The following is a 15,828-nucleotide window of genomic DNA, read 5'->3' as shown; positions in this document are numbered from 1 at the left end:
TGCCCGCCGAGTATCGAATCAGTCGACCTGCGCGCCCGAGACTTTCACCGCTTCGGCCCAGCGCTTGCTCTCGCTATCGATGAATGCCGAGAACTCCTTCGGTCCTTCGTTCACCGCGTCGCCGCCCAGGTCCTCGATGCTGGCACGCGTGGCGGGCTCCGCCACGATGCGCGTCACGTCCTCGTTGATCTTCTGACGCAGGCCGGGCGGCATGGTCGCCGGGCTGAAGAGACCGAACCACGTGGCCGCCTGGAACGGCAGGCCAGCCTGCGTGAACGTCGGCACGCTCGGCAACGTCGGGCTGCGCTTCGAATGGGCCAGCGCAATCGCGCGGAGCTTGCCGGACTTGATATGCGGCAGCGCCGATGACAGCGTGACGAACGCCATCTGCACCTGCCCGCCCATCAGGGGGCAAGGCTCGACTGACAAAAAAGACAACGGCGCCCGGGCGCCGACACCGCTGCGTCAGGCAGCGAAAAACCGGCGCTCCGCTTCCGCGGGCATCGCCATGCCGGTGACCCGGGCTTTCTCCAGCACCTCCCAGAAGTAACGGTAGGTGGCGCGGTCATGTAGCTCGCCCTTGTACTGGATCGGTCCCCAGTCGGCATCCTGCGCGGCGAGCAGGATGCCGGCAGCGTCCTCCACCTCGGCAAAGTCCGGGCGCATTGCGCTGACGATCGGCAGGATCTGCGCGGGATAGATGCTCCACATGCGCAGGAAGCCGAACTGATTGCGCGCACGGCTGGCGTCGGCGCCAATCACGTCGGCGTCCTTGAGGTTCAGGCAGACGTTGTGCGCAGGCACGATGCCGTTGGCCAGCGCCGCAGCCACCATGTCGGCCTTGGCGCGTGCCAGCAGCGCGTGCTCGAACTGGCCGGGGCTGCGCATTGCCGCAGCGGGAATCGCGCCGTGATGGCCACTGACAAAGTCCATCAGGCCGAAGTCCAGCACCTCGATGTCCGGCAGTTCGGCGATCGGGAACACGTCGCGCAGCGCGCCGTGGGTTTCGATCAGCACGTGCACCGGCACCGGCCGTTCCAACCCGGCACGTTGCGCGGTCTCGCGGATGAACGCGATGACCTCCGCCACCTGCTCGTGATGCGTGGCCTTGGGCACGGTGATATAGGCCAGCCGGCTGCCAGCCTGCCCGACGATGATCTCCACGTCCTGACGCCAGGCCGGGTGCGACGGATCATGAATCCGCGCGCCTGCGCGCCCGAAGCGGTTGCGGTCGGAGGCGATCATCCTCGCCACCATTTCCGCGTGCTCGCGTTCCTGCCCCGTAGCGGCGCCGTCCTCGCAGTCGCAGGTCACGTCGAATACCGGCCCGTACTCCACTTGCAGGTCCATGGCCTTGCCGATCAGCTTTTCGCTACCGGCAAAGTGCTCGCAGGCGGCCAGCGCGGGAAAGGCTTTCTCGCCGGCAAACAGGGCATTTCTCGGGTGTGTCGCGGTTGTCATGCTTTGTCTCTCGTGTGTGTCGTGTGTCGTGTGTCGTGTTCTCGATGGGTCGGACAGGCCGGGGCTTACCCCGCCCCTTGTCGTTACCGCCTTGTCGTTGCCGCCTCGGCATTGGCGCCGGGGTATTACCGCCTTGGGATGGCGATGGTGTAGTCCAGGTCCAGCACCACGCTGGATGGATGCGCGGTCCGGCCCTCGCCGGGCGCGGGGAACGCGATGGATGCCGCGCTGGCGTTCTTCACGCCGATCATGCGCAGCCGCAGACCACCGAGGTGGTCCTGCCCCAGGTCGAGTTTCTCGATCACCTGCGTCGCGCAGGCGATGGTGTCGCCGGCATAGGTCGGATTCACGTGGCTGCCGCCGTTGATGGCGAGAATCGACAGCGCGTTCTCCAGTCCGTCGTACGACAGCGCGCGGCATACCGAAATGATGTGGCCACCATAGACCAACCGACGGCCACCGCCGGCCGCCATGGCATGACCGTCGAAGTGCGCGCGGGCCGTGTTCTGGTACAGGCGCGTGGCGATGCTGTGGTCGCTGTCGTTGATCGTCATCGCGCCCGGGTGGTCGATGCGCTCGCCCACTGCGTAGTCGTCCCACAGGTCCGCAAAGCCGGTCATCGCCGTGATTTCGCGAACGCGCGCGGTGTAGTCGTCGCGACGCATCCATGCGCTCGGCACCACCGCCTGCGTGGCCGGCACCACCGCTTCCGCGCACGCCGCACCGTGGTCCCGCTTGTGCACCATCACCCAGCGCACCCAGCTCAGCACCTCGCGGCCATGCTGGTTGCGCGCCATGGATCGCACGTAGACCACGCCGCTCTTGCGACTGGTGTTCTCCTTCAGGCCGATAACCTCGGACTCGACCGCCAGCGTGTCACCCGGATACGCGTGGGCGAGAAAGCGCACTTCCGCATAGCCCAGGTTGGCCACCGCATTGAGCGAGATATCCGGCACGGTCTTGCCGAACGCCGTGTTGAACACCAGCAGGTCTTCCAGCGGCCGTCGCTCCATCCCCAGATCGCGTGCATTGGTCTCGGCCGTGCACAGCGCCGCCCGGCTGCCGGTCAGGCCGATGTACAGACTCCGGTCGCCTTCGGTCAGCGTGCGCGGCGTGGCATGCCTGATCTTCATGCCGACCCGGAAGTCCTCGAAATAGTTACCGCTGCGGCACTTCTCCATGTCCACTCCGTTTTGTTTGTACGCACATAATTGCAACGAAAGTCGCGAGTGTCAACCGAGATCTTTGCCGCCGAGGCCGCGTATATGGGCTTAAATCGCGCATAAATCGCGCTTAGCTTCGTAACAGCCTCGACAGTTTCGCTTGCAAAAGGCCGGACATCCTGATTACTATGTCCGTACATAACAACGAACCAATGCGAAAGTGAGGAGTCGTCGATGCAAAAACTGACCGAAGAGCGGCGCATGATTCAGGAGGCAGCGCGCCAGTTCACGATGGAGCGCGTGCTGCCGATCGCCAACAGGCTGGACCCTGAAAAAGGCCAGATCCCGCGCGACCTGATCGACGAAATGGCCGAGCTTGGCTACTTCGGCATCCTGATCCCCGAGGAGTACGGTGGCCTTGGGCTGGGCGCCTACGAGTACTGCCTCGTGGCCGAGCAGCTTTCGCGTGGCTGGATGAGCGTGGGCAGCCTGATCGCCCGCGGCAATGGCCTGATCGGCGCGCTGAAGGGCCTGGCGCCCGAGAAGAAGGCCGAGTACCTGCCGCGCATGGCGCGTGGCGAATTCCTGGGTGCGTTCTCGCTGTCCGAGCCGAATGCCGGCTCGGACGTGGCCAACATTTCCTGCCGCGCCGTGCGCGATGGCGACGACTGGCTCATCACCGGCAACAAGTACTGGTGCACGTTCGCCGACCAGTCCGACTTCATCCTGGTGATCTGCCGCACCGATCCTGTGATCGACCCGAAGGCGCGCCACAAGGGCTTGTCCGCATTCCTGGTGGAAAAGCCGCGCGGCGAACTGCCCGAAGGCGTCAAGGGCAGCGTCATCCCGAAGATCGGCTACCACGGCTGGACCACCTGGGAACTGGCGTTCGACAACTGCCGCGTGCCGCACTCGAGCATGGTGGGCGAGGAAGGCAAGGCGTTCTACCTGACCACCGCCGGGCTGGAAACGGCGCGCGCCCACACGGCCGCCCGCTCGATCGGGCTGGCTCAGGGCAGCCTCGAGGATTCGATCCAGTACGCGAAGGACCGCGCCCAGTTCGGCGCCCCGATCGGCAACTTCCAGGCCATCCGTTTCAAGCTGGCCGACATGGCGACGCAGATCGAAGCATCCCGCGCCCTGCTCTACACCGTCTGCGAAAAAATCGACGAAGGCGTGCGCGCCGACACCGAGGCGTCGATGGTCAAGTTGTTCGCGAGCGAGATGTGCGAGCGCGTGACCAGCGAAGGGCTGCAGATCCATGGCGGCGCCGGTTACACCACGCACTTCGCGGCTGAGCGCTACTGGCGCGATGCGCGTCTGACCAAGATCTTCGAAGGCACCTCCGAGATCCAGATGCGCATCATCTCCGATGCGATGCTGGGCAAGGTAGCAGCCTGATCTCCGGGGCACGCGATGACTTCGAACATGACTGCCACCGGCATCACTGCACGCGCCGCACGCATCGCGGTTGACCGCGCCCTGCGCTTTCCAGCCGCCGCGCTCGACGTGGCCCGCTTGTCCGTCTACGACTGCCTGGCCGTAGCGATCGCGGGTGCCGGCGAACCGGTCAGCGTGGCCGTGCGCGAGCTGGTCAGCGGCGAAGGCGGCACCGCGCAAGCGAGCGCGATCGGCCTGCCGGCGCGCATTCCCGCCCGCGCGGCCGCGATGCTGAACGGCACGGCCGCGCACGCGCTCGACTACGACGATACGCACTTCGACTTCGTCGGCCATCCCACCGTTGCCGTGCTGCCCGCCGCATTGGCCGTGGCCGAACAGCAGCAGGCCAGCGGCAAGGATCTGCTGGAAGCGTTCCTGACCGGGGTGGAAGTCACCTGCCGCGTCGGCGGCTGGCTGGGACGCCCGCACTACAACGCCGGGTTCCACCAGACCGCCACATCAGGCGCTTTCGGCGCCGCCGCAGCCGCCTCGCGGCTGCTGGATCTCGATGCGGAACGCGCGGCCCACGCGCTGGGTCTCGCGGCCACGCGCGCGTCGGGGCTGAAGTGCCAGTTTGGCACGATGGCCAAGCCGTTCCATGCAGGCATGGCGGCGTCCACGGGCGTGGAGTCCGCCACCCTCGCAGCCCTGGGATTCGTCGCCCGCCCTGACGCCATCGAATGCGCCGGCGGTTTCGCCACCACACATGGCGCCGGACAGGGCTGCCTCGACAATCCGTTTGACGGGCTACCCGAAGCCTTCCGCTTTGTCGACGTCCAGTACAAGTTCCATGCGTGCTGCCACGGCACGCATCCTGCGCTGGAGGCATTGCAGGGCCTGCGCGAACAGCATCGCCTAACGGCCGGCGACGTCGAGCACGTCACGTTGGCCATCGCGCCTCAATGGCTACCGGTCTGCTGCATCGCGCAGCCCGCGACCGGCCTGGAGGCCAAGTTCAGCCTCGCGCTGACCGGGGCGATGGTACTGGCCGGTGTGGACACGGCATCGCTGGCGTCGTTTTCCGATGCCTGCTGCCAGGACCCCGCATTGACCGATCTCGCGCGACGCATCGAGATCCACCCCGACCCGGCGATTACCGACACCGCCTGTCATGCGACGGTGCTGACTCGGAGCGGCGCGACACTGTCCCGCCACGTCGATCTCAGCACCCCGGTGCCCTACGACACCAAGGCCACCAAGCTCAAGGCCAAGGCCGGCGCCCTGCTGGGCCAGGCCCGTGCCGAAGCACTCTGGACCTTCGTCGCCGCGCTGGACACGCTGCCAGCCGCCGCTCTCTACCCGCGCCTGCATGACTGGTTCGCCGATGCCGCCGCCTGATACCCCACACATCGGAGCCCCACGCATGCAAACCCACGCAGACACCCAGACCCATCCCCCCGGCGCCCTTGCCGGCCTGCGCGTGGTCGACCTCACGCAGATGCTCGCCGGACCGTTCTGCACCCAGGTGCTGGCCGATCACGGCGCGGACGTGATCAAGGTGGAAGCGATGACCGGTGACGGCACCCGCATCACCGGCCCGTTCTGCGACGACGACACCCTGCGCGACTTCGGCGGCTATTTCCAGAGCGTCAATCGCAACAAGCGCTCGATCGCGGTGGACCTCAAGAGCAGCACTGGGCGCGAGATCCTGCGCAAGCTGATCGACAGCGCCGACGTGGTGGTCGAGAACTTTCGGGCCGGCGTCATGGAGCGCCTTGGCCTGTCGTACGAAACCCTGCGCGAAACCAATCCGCGTCTGGTATATGGCACGGTACGGGGCTTCGGCGACCCACGCAGCGGCGAAAGCCCCTACGCGCAATGGCCCGCCTACGACGTCGTGTCGCAGGCGATGGGCGGCATGATGGGTATCACCGGCCCCGACCGGGACACCCCCACGAAAATCGGCCCGGGCGTCGGCGATACGATACCTGCGCTGATGCTCTGCATCGGCATCCTCTCCGCCGTGCACCGCGCGCGCGACACCGGACAGGGCCAGTTCGTCGACGTGGCGATGACCGACGCGGTACTGGCCATGTGCGAGCGCATCGTCTACCAGACGTCCTACACCGGCGTGGTACCCGCGCCCGAAGGCAACCGTCACCCGTTGCTGTGCCCCTTCGGCCTGTTCCGCTCGCGCGACGGCCAGGTCTCGATTGCCTGCGCCACCGATGCATTCTGGGAAAAGCTGGCGATCGCCATCGGCCGCCCGGACATGGCCACCGACGAGGCGTTCGCCACCAATGCCGCCCGTGTGCAGCACCAGCAGCCAGTCATCGACGCGATCGAAGCATTCACCACCGTGCGCACGAAGGAAGAGATCGCTGCCGTTCTCGGCGGCAAAGTGCCGTTCGGCCCGGTCTACACCGCCGCGGAGATCTTCGCTGACCCGCACTACGCGGTACGCGAGATGCTGGTCGAAGTCGAGCAGCCCGGCTCGGCCAGACCGGTGAAGATCGCCGGCGTGCCCATCAAGCTGAGCGACACCCCTGGCGCGGTACGTCGGCGCGCGCCGCTGCTGGGCGAGCACACCGAGGAAATCCTGCTGGCCACCGGCTACACCGAACGGGACATCAAGGGCCTGCGGGAGACAAAGGCCGTTCGCTAGGAAACTCAAGACAACCAAAAACAAGCAACAAAGGAGACAGGACATGAACTTCGCGAGAACCGCACTGACGACCTTGCTATTGACGCTTGCCGTTATGCATCCCGCCGCTGCCGCCGACTACCCGGAGAAACCAGTCAAGGTGCTGGTGGGTTTTCCGGCGGGGCAGACTACTGACGTGATTGCCCGCAAGCTGGCGCAGCAACTCTCGACGTCGCTCAAGCAATCGTTCTACGTCGAGAACAAGCCGGGCGTGGGTGCCGGACTCGCTGCGGAAGAAGTCGCACGCGCGAAGCCGGACGGCTACACGCTGCTGGCAACCTCGAGCGGGCCGATGGCCGTCAACGGCTGGATCTACAAGAACCAGCGCTACGACAGCGTGCGCGACTTCGAGCCGCTGGCACTGATCGGGGTCTTTCCGCTGGTGCTGGTCGTCAATCCGAACTCGCAGTTCAAGACCGTGGCGGATCTGGTCGCCTATGCCAGGCTCCATCCCGGCAAGGTGAACTACGCATCCGGTGGAAACGGCGTCACCAATCATCTGGTGATGGAAATGTTCAAGCAGACGGCAGGCATCAACCTCGCCCACGTCCCTTACAAGGGCGGCGTCGCCGCGATGACCGACGTGGTCGGCGGGCAAGTAGAGGTGATGTTCGAAGTGGTGTCGATTGCGGAGCCGCTGATTCGCGGCGGAAAGCTGAGACCGCTTGCCGTGGCCAGCGAACAGCGGGTGTCGACGCTGCCGAACGTGCCCACGATCGCCGAATCAGGCTTTCCGGGCTTCCGTGGCAACCCATGGATCGGCGTCGTGGCGCCGAAGAACTTGCCCAAACCGGTCGCGGACAAGCTGTCCGCGGAGATCATCCGCATCTCGAAGACCCCGGAGTGGACCAAGGCGATGGGTGAACTGGGCGCGATTCCTGAAACGATGGGGCCTGCCGACTTCAACCGCTTCGTGCGCGCCGAAGTCACGCGCTGGGGCGACGCGGTCAAGGCCGCCAACGTCAAGATGGATTGACGGGGCCACCACCGCTGTCATGCGGGACGGCGGTGGCAGCCGTGGCAGGTCACGCGCCTGCGTGCCTGCCGCGCCTGAGCTGAAACGACACCGACACCCGATCGGCCGGATACACCGTATCGGTGATCTCCAGAATTCGGCCCGCCGAATCCTTGTACTGACGCACCAGCCGCATACCCGCCGTGCCAGCCTCCACACCGAGTTGATCGGCCAGGGGGCTCTCGATCAGCGTGGCGGTGATCGTTTGCCGGATCTCGGCAATCGCGATCGCATACTCGCGCTCGATCAACGCGCTGACCAGCACCTGGGGGCTATTCCGAATCGTGTCGACCAGCCCCGCCAGCGTGGCCTCGATATAGATATCCGCGACCGCGACCGGGGTCTGACCCTTGCGCGCATCCACGCGCGTGCCGGACAGCAGCACCCATGCGCTGCCGATCGGCGCTTCCAGCCGCCGCGCCAGCGCGCGGTCCAGCGTGATATCGCGTACCGCTTCGATCGCCCGCACTTCGGTGGCGGCCACGCGCACCAGATCCTCGGCCGTCCCGAACGACTGCGTATACGACGCCCCCGGGTTGGCGGATTCGACGATGGTCCCCACCGCTTTCTTGCGTGAGATATAGCCCAGATCCTGCAGCATCCGCAGCGACGCCCGCACCGTATGGCGGCTGACGCCATGCAACTCGGCCAGTTCGTGCTCGGTCGGCAACAGACTGCCCACCACATGGCGGCCTTCGGATATCTCGCGAATCAGCATGCTCGCCAGTTCGGCGTAGCGCGTGGGGGCGGGTGACTCGGTCTTGCTGTCCTTCTGGGCGGTTGCCATTGCGATGGATGTCTGGATCTGGATGCCGCCGCATTGTACGGCCTGGCACCGGTGTTGGCTGCGAATGCCGGCCGCGTTCGGCCAACGTCTTGCCGCGCGGCGGGCTTGCCGCGCCTGCCTGCGCGGTGATTCTCATACGCCGTGCAGATGCGAATCTGCCTCCAACTTATCTCCGATCTTGTACGCACATAGTACACGACGATCAACAATGATCACCCGGCTTTCCGCTTCCTCCCTCGTCTCCGCAACCCCTCGAATTTTGCGCCACCCATCTTGGGTGGGCAGGCGCGTCAGATCTTGCGCACCCCCTATTGGTAGCGGCTACTATGTACGTACATATAGATTTATAGAAAACTGCCATCGATGCAGCGGATAGCTAGGAGACAAGGATGAAGAGAGGGTTCATAGCCACCATGCTGTGCGTGGCCGCGGGCGTGGCGGGCGCGTCCGGGATCTACCCGGCCCGCCCGGTCAAACTGATCGTCGGCTACTCGGCAGGTGGCCCGGTCGACAGCGCCGCGCGAATCTACGCGCAGCATCTGGGCACCGTGCTTGGGCAGGCTGTGGTGGTGGAGAACCGTGGCGGCGCGGGCGGTGCCATCGCCGCGACCATGATCACCAAGGCCAGTCCCGACGGCTACACGCTGTTCTTCGTCGGCAGCCCAACACTGACGATGGCGCCGATGGTGCAGAAGTCCGCCACATACAAGCCGCTCAAGGACTTCACGCTGGTCGGTCTGCTCAACACCTATACCAACGCTCTACTGGTGGCGGAAGACTCGCCGCTCAAGAATGTGCAGGACCTGGTCGCCTACGCGAAGACGCACCCTGACGGACTCGCATTCGGCTCCGCTGGCGTGGGCGCCTCCAACCATCTGGCCGCCGAACTGCTCGCGCAGCGTGGCGACGTCAAGTTTCTCCACGTCCCCTACAAAGGCAACTCTCCGGCCATCGCAGACCTGATCGGCGGAAAGATCGGCTTCATGTTCGATGTCACCGGCAGCGCGGTCGGCTATGTGCAAGGCGGCAAGGTGCGGGCGCTGGCGGTCTCCTCTGCGACGCGCAACCCCGCCCTGCCCGGCGTGCCGACAGTCGCCGAATCGGGCCTGAAAGGCTTTGACGTGAGCGGCTGGTTCGGCCTGATCGGCCCGCCGGGGATGCCACAGCCGGTCATCGACCGCCTGGTCGGGGCCAACCACGAAGTCGGCCGCAATGCGGCGTACCTGGAGAGTCTGGCACGCGGCGGCTATGCCCCCAGCATCAGCGGCCCCACCGAGTTCACCGACCGCCTCAGGCAGGACCTGACGCTTTGGAGCGACGTGATCAGGAAAGCCAACATCGAGCCGCAATAAGCCTGCCGCTTCGGCACGCAATCTCACCAACATTCAGGAGCAACACGATGCAGGGAATCATGGAAGGCAAGGTCGCGCTGGTCACGGGCGCGGGTGGCGGTATCGGACGCGGTATCGCGCTGGCCCTCGGGGCCGCTGGCGCCCGGGTAGTCGTCAACGACCTCGGCGTGTCGATGAGCGGCGAAGGCGGCGATGCCGGCCCCGCGCAGCGCGTGGCCGAGGAAATCCGCGCGGCCGGCGGCCAGGCGGTGGCGAACACCGACAGCGTGTCCACGTGGAATGGCGCTCACAACATCATCCAGTGCGCGCTAGACAACTTCGGCCGCATCGACGCCGTGGTCAACAACGCCGGCAACCTGCGTGACCGCATGTTCTTCAAAATGAACGAGGAAGAATGGCGCTCGGTGATCGACGTGCATCTGCACGGCACGTTCTTCGTCAGCCGCGCTGCCGCCAACCATTTCAAGGACCAGGATGGCGGCGCGTATGTGCACATGACGTCGACCTCCGGCCTGATCGGCAACTTTGGCCAGGCCAACTACGCCGCGGCCAAGCTCGGCATCGTTGCACTGTCCAAGTCGATCGCGCTGGACATGCAACGCTTCAACGTGCGCTCGAACTGCATCGCGCCGTTTGCCTGGAGCCGCATGACCAGCTCGATCCCGGCCGAGACGCCCGAGGAGAAAGCCCGCGTGGCCAAGCTGCAAAGGATGGAGGCCGGCAAGATCGCGCCGATGGCCGTATTCCTGGCGAGCGACGCGGCGCGCGACGTCAGCGGCCAGATCTTCGCCGTGCGCGCCAACGAGATCATGCTGATGAGCCATTCGCGCCCAATCCGCTCGGTGCACATGGGCGAAGGCTGGACACCCGAGGCCATCGGCGAAGTCGCCGTGCCGGCCATGCGCAACAGCTTCTACAAGCTCGAACGCTCCGCCGACGTGATCGGCTGGGACCCGATCTGAGGGGCCGCGCATGAGCATCAAGGGCAAGGCCTATATCGTCGGGGCCTACGAGCACCCGACGCGCAAGGCGCCGGACAAATCCGTCGCGCAGCTTCACGCCGAATGCGCCAGAGGGGCACTGGAAGACGCCGGACTCTCCCTGTCCGACGTGGACGGCTACTTCTGCGCGGGCGACGCACCGGGCCTCGGCGCGACCAACATGATCGACTACCTCGGGCTGCGCGTGCGGCACGTGGATTCCACCGACACGGGCGGGTCCGCCTATCTGGTCCACGTATCGCACGCCGCGCAGGCGATTGCCGCCGGCAAATGCAACGTCGCGCTGATCACGCTGGCGGGCCGCCCACGCTCCGAAGGCTCCAGCGGCACGCAAGCACGCAACTGGGGCGCCAACCTGCCTGACGCGCCATTCGAGGCGCCGTTTCACCCGGTCACCGTGAACCTGTACGCGATGGTCGCCATGCGCCATATGCACGAGTACGGCACCACGCCGGAACAACTCGCGTGGATCAAGGTGGCCGCGTCCCATCACGCACAGCACAACCCCCACGCGATGCTGCGCGACGTGGTCACGGTGGAAGACGTGCTGAACTCGCCGCTGATCTCCGACCCCTTGCGCAAGCTTGATTGCTGCGTGGTGTCCGACGGTGGTGGCGCCCTGATCGTGGCACGCCCGGAGATCGCCGCGAAACTGAACCGCCCCAAGGTACGCATCCTGGGCGCCGGCGAACACGTGAAGGGTCAGCTTGGCGGTCAGGTGGACCTGAGCTGGTCCGCCGCCCGCGTATCGGGTGCGGCCGCTTTCGCCGAAGCAGGCATCACGCCCGCAGACATCAAGTACGCGTCCATCTACGACAGCTTCACCATCACCGTGCTGATGCAGCTCGAAGACCTGGGCTTCTGCAAGAAAGGCGAAGGCGGCCGCTTCGTGGCCGACGGCAACCTGATTTCGGGCGTGGGCCGGCTGCCGTTCAACACCGACGGCGGTGGGCTCTGCAACAACCATCCGGCCAATCGCGGTGGCATCACCAAGGTCATCGAGGCCGTGCGCCAGTTGCGTGGCGAAGCCCATCCCGCTGTGCAGGTGAAGCACTGCGACCTGGCGCTGGCCCAGGGCACCGGCGGCTACCTCGGCAGCCGCCATGGCAGCGCCACGCTGATTCTCGAACGGGAGCAATGAGATGACCACCCCGTATATCGCCGCCCCGTTCCCAGCCCCGGAGGAACGCCCCGACAACGCACGCTTCTGGCAGGCCGCCCGCGAGGGACGGCTGCTGGTCAAGGTCTGCGAATCGTGTGGCAAGCCGCACTGGTATCCGCGCGTGCTGTGCCCGTTCTGCATGGGCGACACCGCCTGGAAGGAGGCCAGCGGCCTTGGCACCGTCTACGCGTTCAGCGTGACCCGCCGCGCCGGCCCGAACCCGTTCTGCATCGCCTACGTAACGCTGGAGGAAGGCGTGACGATGATGACCCATATCGTCGACTGCGACCTCGACACCGTGCGGATCGGCCAGCCGGTGCGCGTCAGGTTCTCGCCCAGCAAGGATGGCGCGCCGGTTCCAACCTTCGCGCCCGCGTGAAACGCCCCCCATTTCCGGAGTGAATCGTGAATCCAGTCGCCTCGCCAGTCATATCGCTCAGCACCCTGCTCAACCCGCGCTCCGTCGCGATCATCGGCGCCTCGGATGATCCCGCGCGTATCGGCGGCCGTCCCATCGACGCCATGCGCAAGCTCGGCTATGCCGGACGCATCCTGCCGGTGAACCCGAACCGGCGCGAGGTGCAGGGCCTGCCCGCCTATGCCTCCGTCGCGGACTTGCCCGAGGTGCCTGACGTCGCGGTGGTGGCCGTGCCTGCGGCGCACGTGCTCGATACCGTCATCGCCCTGGGTGAGCGCGGCACCCGCGCCGCCATTCTGTTCAGCGCCGGCTTTGCCGAGATTGGCGGCGACGGCGTCACGCGGCAGGCGGAATTGCTGGCCGCCGCGCGTCGCAGCGGGCTGCGTCTGCTCGGCCCGAACGCGCTCGGGCTGATCAATGTGCGCACCGGCTTCGTCGGCAGCTTTGCCTCAAGCATTTCTCTGGGGCCGGTCCAGGCGGGACATGTCGGTATCGTCAGCCAGTCTGGCGCCTATGGCGGGCATCTGGTGATGGCGGCCCAGTCCGCGGGCATTGGCCTGTCCAGCATCGTGATGACCGGCAACGAGGCCGACATCACGTTGGGCGAGGTTGTCCAATTGATGGTGGATGACCCGCATACACGCGTGATCGCGCTCTATTCGGAGGGCATCAACGACGGCAACGGCCTGGTGGCGGCGCTACAGGCGGCGCGCCGCGCGCGCAAGCCGGTGGTGATGATGAAGGTTGGGCGCAGCGAGGTTGGCGGCGCCGCCGCGCGGTCGCACACGGCATCCATCGCTGGCGACGATGCCGTGATCGATGCCGTGCTGGCCGAGCTTGGCGTGGTGCGCGCTCGCAGCACAGAGGAAATGCTCGACATCGTGCGTCTGGCCGCGCGTGGCATCTATCCATCCGACAACACGCTGGGGGTCATCACCGTCAGTGGTGGCGCAGGTGTCATCGCGTCGGATGCCGCCGAGGACCTGGGACTGCCAATGCCGGAGATGCCGGCGGCCGCCCAGGTCCGGCTACTGAAGCTGCTGCCGATCTGCTCGCCGCGTAACCCGGTGGACACCACGGCGCAAATCGTCAACGACCTGTCGCTGATCGAGCCGTTCGCGGAGGCCATGGTGGGCGAAGGCGGCTACCGCTCGGTCCTCGGTTTCTTCACCTATGCCGGCGCCACGCCGGCGGTGGCGCCAAGCCTGCGCGAGCAACTGGCGCGCGTGCGAGAGCGGTATCCGGACCGGCTCTACGTACTGGTGCTGCAGGGGCCGCGCGATGTGTTGAATACCTATGAGGAAGCCGGCTTCACGGTGTTCGAGGACCCTACCCGCGCCGTCGTCGCGCTGGCTGCGATGGGCCGCTTCGGGCATGCCTTCGCGGAGCCCGAAACTACGCCCCTGCCGGCAGCGCAACCGGTCGCGCTGCCCACGCAAACGCCGAGCGAAGCCGAAGCCAAGGCCATGCTCGACGCCGCCGGCATCCCGGCCGTGCCCGAACGCGCGTGCGCCGTGGCCGAGGCGGCCGTGATCGCCGCGCGCGAGCTGGGCTTCCCGGTGGTGATGAAGATCCTGTCGCCAGACATCCTGCACAAGTCAGAAATCGGTGGCGTGCTGCTCGACGTGCGCGACGAAGCGGCGGTACGCGGCGGCTTTGCCACGTTGATGCAACGCGCCCGCGACGCGGCACCCGACGCCCGGATCGATGGCGTGCTGGTCGCACGGCAGGTCAGCGGCGGGGTGGAATGCATCATGGGCATCAAGCAGGACCCCGCCTTTGGCCCCATCGCGATGTTCGGCCTCGGTGGCGTGTTCGTTGAAGTGCTCCGCGACGTGGTCTTCCACCGCTGCCCGTTCGGTGAGGACGTGGCCGAACGCATGATTCGCTCGATCCAGAGCGCACCGCTGCTGTTGGGCGCGCGCGGACGCCCGGTGGCGGATATCCCCGCGCTTGCCCAAGCGTTGTCGCGGCTGTCGATCTTCGCGGCCGCCGCTGGCCCGCGCCTGCAGGCCGTGGACGTCAACCCCGTATTCGCCATGCCGGCAGGACAAGGCGCATTCGCCGCCGACGCCGTTATCGACGTAACCCCACCCCAACCCTCATCAGGAGACCTTGCATCATGACCTTCGACATCCCCAGCGAGTGGGTGGAATTCGGCGACGCGCTGATCCGCTTTGTCGATCGTGAAGTCGTCGCGCTCGAAAAGGAGCATCGCACCCTGCTGGCGAGCGAACGCACGGTCTATACCGCCGACGGGCGCTATGCCCCGGAGGTGCTGGCCCTACGCCGCCAGGTACGCATGCGATCGGCCGAACTGGGCTTCTACACCGCGCTGTCCGCCGAAGCGCTCGGCGGTGGCGGGCTGGGGCCGCAGGCCGCCGTCTACATCCAGGAACGCCTGAACGCCCACTGCGGCCCCGAGCGCCATCTGGTGCAGACCGTGGTGCTGCCCTCCCCATTCACCAATGGGCTGTCGCCGGTACTGAAGCACCTCGATCCGTCGGTCTTCGACACCGTGCAGCCAGAATTGGCCAGCGGCGACAAGACGATGTGCTTCGGGCTCTCCGAACCGGATGCCGGCTCGGACGTCTTTGGCATGCGCACACGCGCTACGCGCGATGGCGACCATTGGGTGCTCAACGGCACCAAGCAATGGATCACCAACGCGCCCTATGCGGACTACGCGATGATCTTCGCCGTCACCGACGAAGAGAAGGCCCGCGCCCACAAGGGCGGCTTCACCGGCTTCTTCCTGCCCACCCGCACACCGGGGTTCTCGGTACCGAGTGTGATTCCGACGATGGGCCACCTTGGCGCCGACATCGGCATCATCTCGCTGGAAAACGTGCGCGTGCCGGACACCCACCGGCTGGGGCCGGTCGACCGTGGCCTGTCCGTGGCGCTCGATGGCGTCAACGCCGGTCGCCTGAGCATGGCCGCCAGTTGCCTCGGCCTGGCCGAGTGGGCGTTGGAACAGGCCGTGGCCTACGCCAAGGTCCGCAAGACCTTTGGGCAGCCTATCGGCGACCACCAGGCCGTGCAGATCATGCTGGCCGAATGCGCGATGGACATCTACGCCACCAAATCGATGGTCCGCCACTGCGCCTGGCTGGTGGACAACGATCTGCCCGCCACCAAGGAGGTTTCCATCATCAAGGCATCGTCCACGGAGATGGCCGGGCGTGTCTTCGACCGGGTAATGCAGATTCACGGCGGCATGGGTCTGACCAACGAATTGCGACTCGAGGCCGGCTACCGCTTCGTGCGCACGATGCGCATTCCCGATGGCACCTCCGAGATCCAGCGGCGCACCATCGCGCGGCGTCTGCTCGACGGCGACACGGCATTCTGACCGGCGACGAGCGACTGCCCCAATACAAGA

Annotated in this window: 14 protein-coding genes; 10 read left to right on the top strand and 4 right to left on the bottom strand. The window is 66.2% G+C overall.

Going from position 1 to position 15,828, the window contains the following annotated elements; all coding sequences use genetic code 11:
• Positions 1-18 precede the first annotated feature (18 nt).
• The 3 genes from RN01_RS12665 to RN01_RS12655 all read right to left on the bottom strand — a co-directional run bounded on the left by RN01_RS12665 (position 19) and on the right by RN01_RS12655 (position 2,642).
• On the bottom strand, positions 19-405 hold the full coding sequence (locus RN01_RS12665; RefSeq protein ID WP_017511054.1) for a tripartite tricarboxylate transporter substrate-binding protein: 387 nt from the start codon (positions 403-405) through the stop codon (positions 19-21).
• 60 nt (positions 406-465) lie between these two features.
• Entirely contained in the window at positions 466-1,461 is a 996-nt protein-coding gene (locus RN01_RS12660) for a CoA ester lyase (RefSeq protein ID WP_017511053.1), read from the bottom strand.
• A gap of 125 nt (positions 1,462-1,586) precedes the next feature.
• The gene (locus RN01_RS12655; protein ID WP_017511052.1) at positions 1,587-2,642 is read right to left on the bottom strand and encodes a MaoC family dehydratase; all 1,056 of its coding nucleotides are present in this window, start codon (positions 2,640-2,642) and stop codon (positions 1,587-1,589) included.
• Between the two features lie 216 nt (positions 2,643-2,858).
• Here RN01_RS12655 and RN01_RS12650 point away from each other — a divergent pair, with 216 nt between their 5' ends.
• Genes RN01_RS12650 through RN01_RS12635 form a run of 4 tightly spaced genes read left to right on the top strand, consistent with a single transcriptional unit; the run spans position 2,859 to position 7,684 of the window.
• Positions 2,859-4,025, top strand: a complete 1,167-nt coding sequence (locus RN01_RS12650; RefSeq protein ID WP_011518898.1) for an acyl-CoA dehydrogenase family protein — start codon at positions 2,859-2,861, stop codon at positions 4,023-4,025.
• A gap of 27 nt (positions 4,026-4,052) precedes the next feature.
• Positions 4,053-5,402, top strand: a complete 1,350-nt coding sequence (locus tag RN01_RS12645) for an MmgE/PrpD family protein (RefSeq protein WP_223277429.1) — start codon at positions 4,053-4,055, stop codon at positions 5,400-5,402.
• A 25-nt stretch (positions 5,403-5,427) separates the two neighbouring features.
• Entirely contained in the window at positions 5,428-6,669 is a 1,242-nt protein-coding gene (locus RN01_RS12640) for a CaiB/BaiF CoA-transferase family protein (RefSeq protein ID WP_024570802.1), read from the top strand.
• Positions 6,670-6,712: 43 nt separating this feature from the next.
• Positions 6,713-7,684 (top strand): tripartite tricarboxylate transporter substrate binding protein, encoded by a 972-nt coding sequence (locus RN01_RS12635; protein ID WP_017514109.1) that lies wholly within the window; start codon positions 6,713-6,715, stop codon positions 7,682-7,684.
• Positions 7,685-7,733: 49 nt separating this feature from the next.
• Here RN01_RS12635 and RN01_RS12630 read toward each other — a convergent pair whose 3' ends face one another.
• Positions 7,734-8,510, bottom strand: coding sequence for a GntR family transcriptional regulator (locus RN01_RS12630; protein ID WP_017514108.1), 777 nt, complete (start codon positions 8,508-8,510; stop codon positions 7,734-7,736).
• Positions 8,511-8,899: 389 nt separating this feature from the next.
• Between RN01_RS12630 and RN01_RS12625 the strand changes: the two genes are divergently transcribed.
• Genes RN01_RS12625 through RN01_RS12600 form a run of 6 tightly spaced genes read left to right on the top strand, consistent with a single transcriptional unit; the run spans position 8,900 to position 15,798 of the window.
• Positions 8,900-9,862 (top strand): tripartite tricarboxylate transporter substrate binding protein, encoded by a 963-nt coding sequence (locus RN01_RS12625; RefSeq protein ID WP_024570803.1) that lies wholly within the window; start codon positions 8,900-8,902, stop codon positions 9,860-9,862.
• A gap of 47 nt (positions 9,863-9,909) precedes the next feature.
• The gene (locus RN01_RS12620) at positions 9,910-10,824 is read left to right on the top strand and encodes an SDR family NAD(P)-dependent oxidoreductase (RefSeq protein WP_024570804.1); all 915 of its coding nucleotides are present in this window, start codon (positions 9,910-9,912) and stop codon (positions 10,822-10,824) included.
• 10 nt (positions 10,825-10,834) lie between these two features.
• Entirely contained in the window at positions 10,835-12,004 is a 1,170-nt protein-coding gene (locus RN01_RS12615) for a thiolase domain-containing protein (protein ID WP_024570805.1), read from the top strand.
• A 1-nt stretch (position 12,005) separates the two neighbouring features.
• A complete protein-coding gene (locus tag RN01_RS12610; RefSeq protein ID WP_017513447.1) occupies positions 12,006-12,404 on the top strand; it encodes a Zn-ribbon domain-containing OB-fold protein in 399 nt (132 codons plus the stop codon).
• Between the two features lie 26 nt (positions 12,405-12,430).
• Positions 12,431-14,569 carry an acetate--CoA ligase family protein gene (locus tag RN01_RS12605; RefSeq protein WP_017513448.1) on the top strand — a complete coding sequence of 713 codons (2,139 nt, stop codon included), beginning with the start codon at positions 12,431-12,433 and terminating at the stop codon, positions 14,567-14,569.
• On the top strand, positions 14,566-15,798 hold the full coding sequence (locus RN01_RS12600) for an acyl-CoA dehydrogenase family protein (protein ID WP_017513449.1): 1,233 nt from the start codon (positions 14,566-14,568) through the stop codon (positions 15,796-15,798). Before RN01_RS12605 ends, RN01_RS12600 begins: the two co-directional genes overlap by 4 nt.
• Positions 15,799-15,828 lie beyond the last annotated feature (30 nt).

It is taken from the genome of Cupriavidus sp. SHE (assembly GCF_000812445.1).
In the GTDB taxonomy this organism is placed as follows: domain Bacteria; phylum Pseudomonadota; class Gammaproteobacteria; order Burkholderiales; family Burkholderiaceae; genus Cupriavidus; species Cupriavidus metallidurans.
Note: the sequence above shows the minus strand (reverse complement) of the source record. Positions and strands in the feature narration are given on the sequence as shown.

What these genes read in the sequence shown, in the direction of transcription:
- RN01_RS12665 (WP_017511054.1), bottom strand. Translation starts at nt 405, where the DNA reads ATGGGCGGGCAGGTGCAGATGGCGTTCGTCACGCTGTCATCGGCGCTG.
- RN01_RS12660 (WP_017511053.1), bottom strand. Translation starts at nt 1,461, where the DNA reads ATGACAACCGCGACACACCCGAGAAATGCCCTGTTTGCCGGCGAGAAA.
- RN01_RS12655 (WP_017511052.1), bottom strand. Translation starts at nt 2,642, where the DNA reads ATGGAGAAGTGCCGCAGCGGTAACTATTTCGAGGACTTCCGGGTCGGC.
- RN01_RS12650 (WP_011518898.1), top strand. Translation starts at nt 2,859, where the DNA reads ATGCAAAAACTGACCGAAGAGCGGCGCATGATTCAGGAGGCAGCGCGC.
- RN01_RS12645 (WP_223277429.1), top strand. Translation starts at nt 4,053, where the DNA reads ATGACTGCCACCGGCATCACTGCACGCGCCGCACGCATCGCGGTTGAC.
- RN01_RS12640 (WP_024570802.1), top strand. Translation starts at nt 5,428, where the DNA reads ATGCAAACCCACGCAGACACCCAGACCCATCCCCCCGGCGCCCTTGCC.
- RN01_RS12635 (WP_017514109.1), top strand. Translation starts at nt 6,713, where the DNA reads ATGAACTTCGCGAGAACCGCACTGACGACCTTGCTATTGACGCTTGCC.
- RN01_RS12630 (WP_017514108.1), bottom strand. Translation starts at nt 8,510, where the DNA reads ATGGCAACCGCCCAGAAGGACAGCAAGACCGAGTCACCCGCCCCCACG.
- RN01_RS12625 (WP_024570803.1), top strand. Translation starts at nt 8,900, where the DNA reads ATGAAGAGAGGGTTCATAGCCACCATGCTGTGCGTGGCCGCGGGCGTG.
- RN01_RS12620 (WP_024570804.1), top strand. Translation starts at nt 9,910, where the DNA reads ATGCAGGGAATCATGGAAGGCAAGGTCGCGCTGGTCACGGGCGCGGGT.
- RN01_RS12615 (WP_024570805.1), top strand. Translation starts at nt 10,835, where the DNA reads ATGAGCATCAAGGGCAAGGCCTATATCGTCGGGGCCTACGAGCACCCG.
- RN01_RS12610 (WP_017513447.1), top strand. Translation starts at nt 12,006, where the DNA reads ATGACCACCCCGTATATCGCCGCCCCGTTCCCAGCCCCGGAGGAACGC.
- RN01_RS12600 (WP_017513449.1), top strand. Translation starts at nt 14,566, where the DNA reads ATGACCTTCGACATCCCCAGCGAGTGGGTGGAATTCGGCGACGCGCTG.